The sequence below is a fragment of the Thalassovita taeanensis genome (assembly GCF_900110775.1).
Taxonomy (GTDB): domain Bacteria; phylum Pseudomonadota; class Alphaproteobacteria; order Rhodobacterales; family Rhodobacteraceae; genus Litorimicrobium; species Litorimicrobium taeanense.
In genome coordinates this window covers 148,767-160,633 of record NZ_FOEP01000007.1, presented here as the reverse complement: position 1 = coordinate 160,633, position 11,867 = coordinate 148,767, and the positions used below count along the sequence as shown (strand labels likewise).

11 protein-coding genes and 1 tRNA gene are annotated in these 11,867 nt (G+C 60.8%); 8 read left to right on the top strand and 4 right to left on the bottom strand.

Translation table 11 applies throughout. From position 1 onward, the window contains the following. The first annotated feature begins 54 nt into the window (after positions 1-54). Together BSF79_RS11680 and BSF79_RS11675 are read left to right on the top strand one after the other, a co-directional pair. On the top strand, positions 55-699 hold the full coding sequence (locus BSF79_RS11680; protein WP_090270067.1) for a DUF938 domain-containing protein: 645 nt from the start codon (positions 55-57) through the stop codon (positions 697-699). Between the two features lie 65 nt (positions 700-764). After that, on the top strand, positions 765-1,103 hold the full coding sequence (locus tag BSF79_RS11675; RefSeq protein WP_090270066.1) for a carboxymuconolactone decarboxylase family protein: 339 nt from the start codon (positions 765-767) through the stop codon (positions 1,101-1,103). Positions 1,104-1,163: 60 nt separating this feature from the next. Here the strand turns inward: BSF79_RS11675 and BSF79_RS11670 are convergent, their stop codons facing one another. After that, positions 1,164-3,659 carry a GcvT family protein gene (locus BSF79_RS11670; RefSeq protein WP_090270065.1) on the bottom strand — a complete coding sequence of 832 codons (2,496 nt, stop codon included), beginning with the start codon at positions 3,657-3,659 and terminating at the stop codon, positions 1,164-1,166. A gap of 196 nt (positions 3,660-3,855) precedes the next feature. Here BSF79_RS11670 and panC point away from each other — a divergent pair, with 196 nt between their 5' ends. The 3 genes from panC (at position 3,856) to BSF79_RS11655 (ending at position 6,575) form a co-directional block, all read left to right on the top strand. Then, entirely contained in the window at positions 3,856-4,704 is an 849-nt protein-coding gene (gene panC / locus BSF79_RS11665) for a pantoate--beta-alanine ligase (protein ID WP_090270064.1), read from the top strand. Next, the gene (panB, locus tag BSF79_RS11660; protein ID WP_090270063.1) at positions 4,701-5,510 is read left to right on the top strand and encodes a 3-methyl-2-oxobutanoate hydroxymethyltransferase; all 810 of its coding nucleotides are present in this window, start codon (positions 4,701-4,703) and stop codon (positions 5,508-5,510) included. Before panC ends, panB begins: the two co-directional genes overlap by 4 nt. A 153-nt stretch (positions 5,511-5,663) precedes the next feature. After that, a complete protein-coding gene (locus BSF79_RS11655) occupies positions 5,664-6,575 on the top strand; it encodes a pirin family protein (RefSeq protein WP_090270062.1) in 912 nt (303 codons plus the stop codon). Between the two features lie 8 nt (positions 6,576-6,583). On the opposite strand, the gene ggt is transcribed toward BSF79_RS11655, so the two are convergent. Beyond that, positions 6,584-8,374, bottom strand: a complete 1,791-nt coding sequence (ggt, locus tag BSF79_RS11650) for a gamma-glutamyltransferase (protein ID WP_090270061.1) — start codon at positions 8,372-8,374, stop codon at positions 6,584-6,586. A 92-nt stretch (positions 8,375-8,466) separates the two neighbouring features. Next, positions 8,467-9,453, bottom strand: coding sequence for a 2-hydroxyacid dehydrogenase (locus BSF79_RS11645; protein ID WP_090270060.1), 987 nt, complete (start codon positions 9,451-9,453; stop codon positions 8,467-8,469). Positions 9,454-9,574: 121 nt separating this feature from the next. Here BSF79_RS11645 and BSF79_RS11640 point away from each other — a divergent pair, with 121 nt between their 5' ends. The 3 genes from BSF79_RS11640 to BSF79_RS11630 all read left to right on the top strand — a co-directional run bounded on the left by BSF79_RS11640 (position 9,575) and on the right by BSF79_RS11630 (position 11,615). Then, positions 9,575-10,069, top strand: coding sequence for an SH3 domain-containing protein (locus BSF79_RS11640; RefSeq protein ID WP_090270059.1), 495 nt, complete (start codon positions 9,575-9,577; stop codon positions 10,067-10,069). A gap of 81 nt (positions 10,070-10,150) precedes the next feature. After that, the gene (locus BSF79_RS11635) at positions 10,151-11,473 is read left to right on the top strand and encodes a mechanosensitive ion channel family protein (protein WP_090270058.1); all 1,323 of its coding nucleotides are present in this window, start codon (positions 10,151-10,153) and stop codon (positions 11,471-11,473) included. A 67-nt stretch (positions 11,474-11,540) separates the two neighbouring features. Continuing rightward, a tRNA-Gln gene (locus BSF79_RS11630) sits at positions 11,541-11,615 on the top strand. Between the two features lie 80 nt (positions 11,616-11,695). Here BSF79_RS11630 and BSF79_RS20230 read toward each other — a convergent pair. Further along, positions 11,696-11,827, bottom strand: a complete 132-nt coding sequence (locus BSF79_RS20230) for a hypothetical protein (protein ID WP_281248640.1) — start codon at positions 11,825-11,827, stop codon at positions 11,696-11,698. Positions 11,828-11,867 lie beyond the last annotated feature (40 nt).

The window sequence follows — 11,867 nt, the reverse complement described above, 5'->3', positions numbered from 1 at the left end:
TGCATGTATTGTGCATCCCTTGTGCAGGCCGCTTTCCCGTGGCACCACGTCCCCATGACACGCAAACTTTCCCTGCCCGACGCCCCCGCTTCCGCCGATGATGGCCGGATGCACGCCCCCTCGGCCGCCCGCAATATTGGCTTTATCTGCGATCTGGTGGCCCATCACGCCCCCGAAACCGGCCACGCGCTCGAACTTGCCTCGGGCACCGGGCAGCATGTCACGGCGCTTGCAAAACGCCTGCCAAATCTGACGTGGCAACCCAGCGATATCGACGCCCAGCGCCGCACCTCGATTGATGCTCATGCCGCCGGTCTTGGCAACGTTCTGCCCGCCATTTCCCTGAACGCCACCGCCCCCGGATGGGCCGCAGAGAATGACAATAAAGACTTGATTTTACTTGTTAATCTTCTGCACCTGATCTCCGGCCCCGAAGCCCGAACCGTGGTATCCGAGGCCGCAAAAGCGCTGGCGCCCGGCGGTATTCTGATCCTCTATGGCCCGTTTCTGCGGGACGGAGAGGTCACCTCGGACGGCGACGCCACGTTCCACGCCAGCCTGCGCGCGCAGGATCCCGAGATTGGCTATAAGGATGATTGGGATGTGATCGACTGGCTGAACGCGGCCTGGCTGGATCTGGTGCAAGTGATCGAAATGCCCGCAAACAATCTTTCTTTCATCGCCCGTCGCCCAATCTGATCAGGATCAAAGCCCGCTGCGCCGCAGCATGTTTTCCCGGTCCGGGACATATAAGGAGACTGAGAATGACGTGGACCACCAAACTCGAAGACACCCGTAACCAACTGCGAGCCATCAATAAAACCATCCCCGACACCACCCGCGCCTTCGGTGCGCTGGGGAAGGCTGTCAAAGAAGGCGGCGTTCTAGAGTTTAAAACCAAAGAGTTCATTGCCCTCGGCATCGCCGTCTCGACCCAGTGCGAAGCCTGCATTGCCCTGCATGTCGACACGCTGATCCGCGCTGGCGCCACCCGCGAAGAAATCAGCGACGTGCTGGCCATGACCATCCAGATGGGCGGTGGCCCCGCCATGATGTACGCCGCTAAAGCCTTGGAATGCTTCGACGAACTATCGGCGAAGTAGCCCCAGAACAGCAAAAGGGCAGCGCCTCGGCCCTGCCCTTTTTCGCGCCCGTATCCCCACTCAGATATCCTTGCGGATCGTTTCGTTCTTGGGATCATATGGGCTGTCGACCGTGATCTCGGCATCCCACATCTGATCAAACATCTTGACCTTCAGCTTTGTGCCCGGCACCGCCAGATCGGGCCGGACATAGCCCATGCCGATACTCTTGCCGAACGCCACTGAATACCCGCCCGAGGTCAACCGCCCAGCACGCGTGCCGTCGGCCTCAAACAGCACTTCGCGGCCCCAAGGGTCGGCATCATCCGGCCCGTCGATCAGCAACGTCACGCAAGTGCTGCGGATGCCTTTGGCCTGCATCGCGGCCTTACCGTGGAACTCTTTGGTCAGGTCAATGAAGCGCGGCAGGTCAGCCTCGGCAGGGGTCGCATCACGGCCCAGCTCGTTGCCAAACGCGCGATAGGACTTCTCCTGCCGCAGCCAGTTTTGTGCCCGTGCACCAACCAGCTTCATCCCATGCTTTTCTCCTGCCTTTTCAAGCAGATCAAACAGATAGTTCTGCATCTCGATCGGGTGATGCAGCTCCCATCCCAGCTCGCCGGTATAGGCCACGCGGATGGCATTGACCGGGCACATACCCAGTTCGATCCGGCGCGCAGACAGCCACGGGAAACGCTTGTTGCTCAGCGCGGTTTCCGGCGCGGCATCGCGGATCACCTCTTGCAGAACTGCACGCGATTTCGGCCCGGCGATGGCGAAAACCCCGTATTGCGTGGTGACATTCTGGATCTCGATATAGCCGAACTCGGCGGCCATATCCGCCGCTGCCTTACGCAGGAAATCGGCGTCGTAATCGGTCCAGGCTCCGGCAGACACGAGATAATACTCGTCCTCGGACTGCCGCACGATGGTGTATTCGGTATGCGTCGTCCCCGCCCCGGTCAGCGCATAGGTCAGATTGATCCGGCCCACTTTCGGCAGTTTGTTGCAGGTGAACCAATCCAGAAACGCCGTGGCACCGGGGCCTTTGACAACGTGTTTGGTAAAGGCGGTGGCGTCGATCAGCCCCACGCCTTCACGGATCGCTTTGGCTTCCTCGACCGCATGTTGCCACCATCCACCGCGACGGAACGACCGCGCCGCGTGATCGTCAAACCCTTGCGGTGCAAAGTAATTCGGGCGCTCCCAACCATTGACCTGACCAAATTGCGCGCCGCGCGCCGCCTGACGATCATAGGCTGGCGAAGTACGCAAAGGCCGCGCCGCAGGGCGCTCTTCATCCGGGTGGTGCAGGATGAAAACATGCTCGTAAGCCTCTTCATTCTTGGCCACGGCGTAATCCGTGGTCATCCAGCTGCCATAGCGTTTGGGATCAAGGCTGGCCATGTCGATCTCGGCCTCGCCCTCGACCATTAGTTGCGCCAGATAGTACCCGGTGCCGCCCGCCGCCGTGATCCCGAACGAGAACCCTTCCGCCAACCACATATTGCGCAGCCCCGGCGCAGGACCGACCAGCGGGTTGCCATCGGGCGTATAACAGATCGGGCCGTTGAAATCATCCTTCAGCCCCACGTTTTCTGAGGTCGGAAGCCGGTGGATCATCGCCATGTATTCCTCTTCGATCCGCTCCAGATCCAGCGGGAACAGATCGGCGCGGAAACTGTCGGGCACCCCGTATTGGAACCGTGCAGGCGCCCCACGCTCATAGGGGCCAAGGATCCAGCCGCCACGCTCTTCGCGCACATACCATTTGGCATCGGCGTCGCGCAGCACCGGGTGCTCTTCCCCGCCATTTTTGCGGTATTCCACCAGCGCCGGATCAGGTTCGGTGACGATGAACTGATGCTCGACCGGGATGGCGGGCATCCTGATCCCCAACAGATTTGCGGTGCGCTGCGCGTGATTGCCAGTGGCGGTCACGACGTGCTCGGCGGTGATGATGATCTGTTCGTCCGAGGGCACAAGGTTGCCGCCCTTTTCGACCATCTTCGTGCAGGTCACCCACCATTCGCTACCGGTCCACTCATACCCATCAACCTGCCACTTGCGTTCGATCATCACGCCGCGCTGACGGGCCCCTTTGGCCATTGCCATGGTCACATCAGCCGGGTTGATATAGCCATCGGTGGGGTGATAAATCGCGCCCTCCAGATCATCAGTCCGCACCAGCGGCCAGCGTTCCTTGATCTGGGTCGGCGTCATCCACTGGTACGGCACACCGCAGGTGTCCGCCGTGGTGGCATAGAGCATATATTCATCCATACGCGCCTTCGTCTGCGCCATACGCAGATTGCCGACCACCGAAAACCCGGCATTCAGGCCGGTTTCGGCCTCAAGCGTTTTGTAAAAATCGACCGAGTATTTGTGGATGTGCGTGGTGGCAAATGACATGTTGAACAGCGGCAGCAGCCCCGCCGCGTGCCAGGTCGAGCCCGAGGTCAGCTCGTCGCGCTCCAACAGCATCACATCACTCCAGCCCGCGCGGGCCAGATGATACGCGACCGAGGTGCCGACAGCGCCACCACCGACAACCAGAGCTTTGACATGGGTCTTCATTTTGCGGGCGACTCCGTTGGAAAGGGTTTGGCCAGATGTTTACTGATCGCGGCGAAAAACGCACAGCCCAGCCGACCCATGATAGCGCGAAACCGACACTGCCACACAAAACCCACGGCGCAGCGCCTTGGCCCTTGTCGTGCCACAACGCATACCGTAGAACTACGGTGTTTTCTTGGGGAGGATACACCGCGCAATGAAAATCTGCCGAAGCATTCAAGAGTGCCGCGCCACCACAGCCGCCCTGCGCGCCACGGGTAAAACCATTGGCTTTGTCCCCACGATGGGTTTTTTGCATGATGGGCACCTGTCGCTGATCACCAAAGCACAGGCAGAATGCGACGCCGTAATTGTATCGATCTTCGTTAATCCTACGCAGTTCGGTCAGACTGCCGATCTGGATCAATACCCGCGGGACGAGCCCCGTGATCTAGCCCTGCTCACGTCCGTGAACGTCGCCGCCGTGTTCCTCCCCGAAGCCACCGAAGTGTACCCGCCGGGCAATGAAACCATCGTCGAAACCACCCGCATGGCCAATATCCTGCATGGCAAAATCCGTCCCGGCCATTTCCGCGGCGTGGCCTCGGTTGTGGCGCGGCTGTTCAATATCGTGCAGCCCGATGTCGCGGTGTTTGGCGAAAAAGATTATCAGCAACTTCAGGTGATCAAGCGTATGGTGCAGGATCTGCACATGCCTGTGCGCATCCTTGGCGGCCCCACCGTCCGCGAGGCTGATGGTTTGGCCATGTCATCGCGCAATGTCCGCCTTTCGCCCGAGGATCGCGCCGCCGCCACGATCCTGAACCGCGCCCTGTGCGCCGCAGAAGCGTCAGCCACCCACCCCGGCGCCACGGTCGGCGATCTTCGCGACATAATCACCGCGACCATCGCCGCAGAACCCCGCGCCACACTTGAAGGGCTGGATACGGTCGCAGCCGACACTCTGACCGAGTTGTCGGGACGCCTGGCAGGCCCGGTCGCGGTGATGATCTCCGTCGCTTTTGGCGACATTCTTCTGATTGACCAAAAGGTAGTACAAGCATGAGCGCCCAGTCCAAAATCCGCCGCACCACAGTGCCCCAGATTGCCAACCGTAAAGGCGGCGAGCCGATTGTCTCGCTCACGTCCTATCACGCGCATACGGCCGCCATTGTTGATAAATATGCCGATTTCATCCTCGTGGGCGACAGCCTTGGCATGGTCATGCACGGGATGGACAGCACGCTGGGCGTGTCGCTGGACCTGATGATCACCCACGGCAAGGCAGTCGTGCGCGGCACGCAAAAAGCGCTGATTGTGGTCGATATGCCCTTTGGCTCTTATGAGGAAAGCCCACAAATTGCCTTTCGCAACGCCGCGCGCATCATGCAGGAAACCGGCTGCGGCGCGGTCAAGCTGGAGGGCGGCTCGCGCATGGCCGACACCATCCGCTTTCTCACCGAACGCGGCATCCCGGTGATGGCCCATATCGGCCTGACCCCGCAGTCCAGCCACACGATGGGCGGCTTTAAAACTCAGGGCCGCGACGAAGACAGCTGGCCCCTGTTTGAGGCCGACGCCGCCGCCGTAACCGCCGCCGGTGCCTTCGCCGTAGTACTGGAAGGCATGGTCGAGCCGCTGGCTACCCGCATCACCAAACAGATCGCCATTCCCACCATCGGAATCGGTGCCAGCGCAGAGTGTGACGGGCAAATTCTTGTGCTGGAGGACATGCTGGGACTGAACGAATGGACACCCAAATTCGTCAAGGTCTATGGCAATCTGGGCCCCGCGATTGAACAAGCGGTCAGCGACTACGCGACCGAGGTCAAATCCCGCGCCTTCCCCGGTCCCGATCAGGTCTATAAGTAAACGCGCCTTAGCTTCTTTCTGGTCGAAATACTCAATCCCGCGCTCAGACCAGCCAATGACTTTGCTAAAAAACGCACAGGCCCCGTTCGCGCGGGCCTGTTTTCTTTTCCGCGTATTGCGCCATTTTATCCTCGACACAAAGGAGAAACCGCAATGACCTTCCGCCCCGTTGCCGCCACCACCCAAGCCCAGCCCGCCATTGAAGGCGCAGGCGTGCATTTGCAGCGTGTTTTCGGCTTTGGGGATCCAACCCTGACCGACCCGTTCCTGATGATGGATGATTTCCGCAATGACGATCCGCGGCTGTACTCTAAAGGGTTCCCTTGGCATCCGCATCGCGGGATCGAGACGATTACCTATGTTCTCGAAGGTCAGGTGGAGCATGCCGACAGCCTTGGAAACCGAGGCCTTCTTGGGCCGGGGTCGGTGCAATGGATGACCGCCGGATCTGGCATCGTGCATCAGGAAATGCCCAGTGGCGACACTCAGGGCCGGATGCATGGGTTTCAGCTTTGGGCGAACCTGCCCTCGGGGTTGAAGATGACCACACCACGCTATCAGGACATCACCGGCAGTGATATTCCGGTCGAGGTTGATGATGACGGTACCGTGGTCAAGGTGATCATCGGGAATTTCTGGGGCAAGACTGGCCCGGTGGATGGCATCGCCGCCGAGCCGATGATGCTGGACGTGTCGATCCCGGCGGGCAAGCGCAAGGTTCTGCCGGTCGATACCTATTCGAACGCGCTGGCTTATGTGTTTGCAGGCAGCGGCAGTTTCCGCGATGCCTCGGGCCCGGTTGGGGTGCGAGTGGAAAAGGAATACGCTGGGCACGAGCTGAACATCCGCGATCAGACTGGCAACCGCACGCTGGTGCGGTTTGGCACCGGCGACGCGGTGACGGTTCAGGCAGGCGACGAAGGTATCCGTTTTTTGCTGATCTCAGGCAGGCCCATTCAGGAACCCGTGGCTTGGCATGGGCCGATCGTGATGAACACGCGGGCCGAATTACAGCAGGCGTTCAACGAGTTGAACAACGGCAGCTTCATCAAGCATCAGGGATAAGGCGGCGCTCAGTCGCCTATGGCAATCCCTTCGCGGCGCGGGTCCGCCCCGCCGCGAAGACCCCGCGGCCCCACAGAAATTGCGTGCAGGCCCGAGTTCAGCTCGCGCAGACCAACCTTGAACCCCATCGCTTCCAGCGACGCGGCCAAGGTTTCGGCGCGGCTTCCCGTCTCAAGGTCGTAAGTGCCAAAACGGTTAACCAAATGTCCCATCGCCACGGCTTCTTGCACATCCATTCCCCAGTCCAGATGCGCCACAATCGCCTGCGCCACATAGCCGATGATCCGGCTACCACCGGGTGATCCGATCACCAGCACCGGCTTGCCGTCTTGCATCACAATCGTCGGCGCCATGGACGAGCGCGGCCGCTTACCCGGCTCGACCCGGTTGGCAATCGGCACACCGTCTTTGTGCGAGCGGAAGGAAAAATCCGTCAGTTCATTGTTCAACAGGAACCCGCGCACCATCAGCCGTGACCCGAACCCATTCTCGATTGTCGTCGTCATCGACAGCGCATTGCCATCGCGATCCACGATCGAGATGTGCGAAGTCGAGGGCAGCTCGATCGCCTCATCATCCGCCAAGTTCAGCGTGTGATCGAAGTCCGGCCTGCCGGGCGTGACCTCTGACAAGGCATCGGTGCGGCGCAGCAGCGTTGCGCGATCCGTCAGATACGCCGGGGCCAGCAGACCCTGAACCGGCACGGGCACAAAATCACTGTCCGCCAGATAGCGCCCGCGATCCGCGAAAGCCAGACGGCTGGCATCGCCGATCAACCGCCACGCCTCGGCACTGCCGGGACCAAGCGCGGCAAGGTCGACCCCCTCCAGCAGGCCCAATATTTGCCCCACAGCCACCGCCCCTGACGAGGGCGGCCCCATACCGCACACCTCATAAATGCGATAGCTGGCGCAAACCGGATCACGGGCAACGACGCGGTAAATCGACAAATCGACCGGGCCAAGCACGCCGGGATTGCCCGGGGCCCCCTGCACCGCCGCCGTGATATCCTGCGCAATCGGGCCGGTATAAAATGCGCCCTCTCCGCCCTCGGCCAAGGCCCGCAACGTGTCTGCATAGTCCGGGTTGCGCAGCAAATGACCGGCTTGCACGGGGGCCCCACCCGGCAGAAAGTACGCCGCCGTGGCCGGATCCCGCGCCAAACGATCTGCATCGGCAGCGACCAAAGCCGCGAGACGTGGCGAGACGGCAAAACCATCGGTCGCCAAACCACGCGCATCGTCAAAAAGCGAGGACCAGTCCAAGCGCCCCCAGCGACGGTGCGCCTCGGCCAGAAGCGCAGGCGTGCCCGGCGTTCCGACAGATCGCCCCCCCACAACCGCGTCAAAAAATTTCAACGGTTCGCCCTGATCGTCCTGAAACAACGTCGGTCGTGCGGCCAACGGCGCGGTTTCGCGCCCGTCCAGCGTGCTTAACCGCCCCGTCGCCGCATCATACCAGACCAGAAACGCCCCGCCGCCCAAGCCAGAGGACTGCGGCTCAACCAGCCCCAGCACCAGCTGTACAGCCACCATTGCATCTGCTGCGCTTCCACCCGCGCGCAAAACCCGCGCGCCCGCCTGAACCGCCAGTGGATTGGCCGCCGCAATCATCCAATCCTCGGCAGCCACCGGAACGCCCGCCTGTTTCGCCGCCAGCGCCTGCGCCACATCCGGCGAAATCGTCAGTTGCACGCCGCCTGCCGCGCCTTCTGGCGCGATCGCATCCGCAGCCTGCTCGGCCACTGGTGCTCCGCTTAGACCAAGCCCGAGAGCAACAGAAAGAATCCACAGTTTCATCGCAGCGCTCCTTGCGTATCGGCATACCAAACAGCGCCAAGGCTGATCGGCACGCCCTTGGTCCGGTTTTCGCTGCGAACGCCGCTGAGCGCTTACAGCATTGCAGGCACGACCTGATCGGGCGGGCGATGGCCATCGGCGAAGGTCTTGATGTTGATGATCACCTTCTCGCCCATCTCGATCCGTCCTTCGACAGTGGCTGAACCCATGTGCGGCAGCATCACCACGTTTGTCATCTCGCGCAGATACGGATTGGCCTCGGTGCCGTGTTCGTACACATCCAGACCCGCCCCGGCCAGTTCCCCGGCCTGCAACATCCGCGTCAGGGCGTTTTCGTCGATCACCTCACCGCGTGACGTGTTCACGATCACCGCTGTCGGTTTCAACAGCTTCAGCCGCCGCGCGTTCATCAGGTGGAACGTCGCAGGCGTGTGCGGACAATTGATGCTCAGCACGTCCATGCGGGCCACCATCTGATCCAGACTTTCCCAATATGTTGCCTCAAGCGCCTCTTCGGTCTCGGGGCGCAGGCGCCTGCGGTTGTGGTAATGGACCTGCATCCCGAACGCTTTGGCCCGGCGCGCCACCGCCTGTCCGATCCGCCCCATGCCCAGAATGCCCAGACGACGACCACTGACCCTCCCGCCAAGAAAGGCAGTTGGCGACCAACCCTGCCACTTGCCGCTTTGCATCACGGCCAGCCCTTCGGGGATGCGCCGTGTCACGGCCAGAATCAGCGCCATGGTCATGTCGGCGGTATCGTCGGTCAGAACACCGGGGGTGTTCGAGACAAGAATACCGCGCTGGCGGGCGGTGTTGACGTCGATATGATCAACACCGGCACCGTAATTCGCAATCAGCCTGAGTTGATCCCCTGCCTGCGCGATCAGCGTGGAATCGATCCGATCCATCAGCGTTGGCACCAAAATATCGGCCTCGCGCACCGCTTGAAGCAGCTCATCGCGGGACATCGGGCGGTCATCCTCGCGCAGGCGCACGTCGAACAGTTCTGTTAGCCGTGTCTCAACAACCTCAGGCAAGCGTCGCGTAACAACAACACTCAGACGTCCAGATGCCATAATGCCTCTCCCCCTTCTTTCAAATCGTCCGCGTTGCTGGCAGAGTGGCGGATGAAAAGCCGGGGCACAAGAACCCCAAGCGAAAATTCACGGGCACAGCAGCAATGCACGGGCAAAGATCATGAAAACACCTCTTCTCGGGGCCGTCCTTGTCGGCCTGCTTCTGAGCGTCCCGGCACTGGCTCAGGATCGTGGGCCGGTTACCAATCTGCCCCTGCCCCGATTTGTCTCGGTGAAATCCTCTGAGGCGAATGTGCGGCGCGGTCCCAGCCTGACCCATCGCATCGACTGGGTGTTCAAACGCAAGGACATGCCGGTGGAAATCACTGCCGAATATGGCCATTGGCGGCAGGTGCGTGACCGCGACGGTGCGGGTGGCTGGGTGCATTATTCGCTGCTGTCCGGTGTACGCACGGTGATTGTGGATCAAGATATGCTGGACCTGCACGTACGCCCCGACGAGGCCACGGCAACCACCGCCCGCCTGGAGATGGGCGTTATTGCCGCGCTGGAAGACTGCACGCCCGACTGGTGTAAAGTTTCGGCAGGCGGATTTCGCGGCTGGGCCCCAAAGGCGCGGCTGTGGGGCGTGGCGCCGGACGAGATCCGCGACTGACGCGGCCCCTCGCGATCCCCTCTTCCGCCCGCCCCTGCGGGCGGCTAGGCTGGAGGCATGTTTCACAGCCAAGTTACTCACATGCGCTTTATATTGCTTCTGCTTTCGCTTCTGTTGGGCACACCGGCCCTGACGCAATCTCTGGCCACGCAAGAGATCGAGCAGCCTTCAGGCACGATCGCAGTCGAGGATAGCGCCACACAGGACGCCGCCATTGCCGTGCGGATCCGCGACATCCTGAACGAGCTTGAAGGGTATGATGATGTCACAGTCACTGTGTCTTCGGGCATTGTCACGCTGCGTGGCACAACGCTGGACGGCGCCGCGGCGCAACGCCTGAACGAGCTGATCAGCCGGGTGGCGGGGGTCGTTGCCATTCGCAATGAGGTGACAGAAACCACCGATGTGGTCGAGCGCCTGAACCCAGCGATGCAGCGGTTCAAGACCCGCATGACGCAGTTTGTTTCCTATCTGCCGTTGCTGGCGGTGGCCATTCTGGCGTTTGCTGCTGTTCTAATGATGGGGATGTTGCTGGCGCGGATGAAACGCCCGTGGGACCGGCTGGCCCCCAACAGCTTTATTGCAGACATCTACCGGCAGGTGGTGCGTCTGGTTTTTCTGATGGGCGGTATCGTTGTGGCGCTCGATATTCTTGGGGCCACGGCGTTGCTTTCGACCATCCTTGGCGCGGCGGGGATCATCGGCCTCGCTATCGGTTTTGCAGTCAAGGACACTGTGGAAAATTTCATCGCATCGATCATGCTGTCGATCAGGCAGCCGTTCCGACCCAATGATGCGATCGAGATTGGTGGCGATGAAGGCAAGGTGATCCGCCTGACCAGCCGGGCCACGATCCTGCTGTCCTATGACGGCAACCATATCCGTATCCCCAACGCGACAGTCTTCAAATCGCGGATCGTAAATTATACCCGCAATGCCGAGCGGCGATTTTCCTTCGACCTCGCTGTCGCCCCAGACAGCGATCTGGCACAGGCATTGCCTCTGGCACAGGACACTCTGACCGCGCTGCCCTTTGTTCTGGACACCCCGGCCCCGGCTGTCTGGATCGAAACGGTGGGTGACAGTACCATCAATCTGCGCCTGACAGCCTGGATTGATCAGACCGCCACCGGGCTGCTCGTCGCCCGCTCCGAAGCGATTCGTCTGGTGATGGCGGCCTTCACGCAGGCCAATATCCAAATGCCCGAACCCACCTATCGACTGATCACCCACAGCGACACGCCTGCGGCGCCCCCGCGCGACATCCCGCCCTCCACCGCTCCGTCCCTTCCTGCATTGAATGTCGAAGCCACGGCCGAGCAGGCATTGGAACAGATCGTCAAAGAGGAACGTGAAACCACCCGCGAGGACGATCTTCTGCAACGCGATGCCCCCCGCGAATAGAACCGCATTTTTTCTGATTTCGGGGCTTGAACCCTGCGACGGTCCAGCGTAATTAGCGCCACACTGTTGGGGTGTAGCCAAGCGGTAAGGCATCGGTTTTTGGTACCGTGTATCGTAGGTTCGAATCCTACCACCCCAGCCAGTACTCCCTAGTGTGATGTTCGGTCAAAATTGGAACCTAACCAGTCCAACTTGGAACCTTGACCGCCCAAGACTGGGATCTCACGGGATAAAACCTGTTTCTTTCTCTGTTTTTTCCAAAATCTGCCCCGCTGCCGTGAAATTCGCAAATTCACACCTAACGAACACGCAGTCCAACGCGGTCAGTCGATATTCCGCCTGCCAGACAGTCATCGTATACCACAACCACCCTGAGCCTTTCAGGTGGTTGATA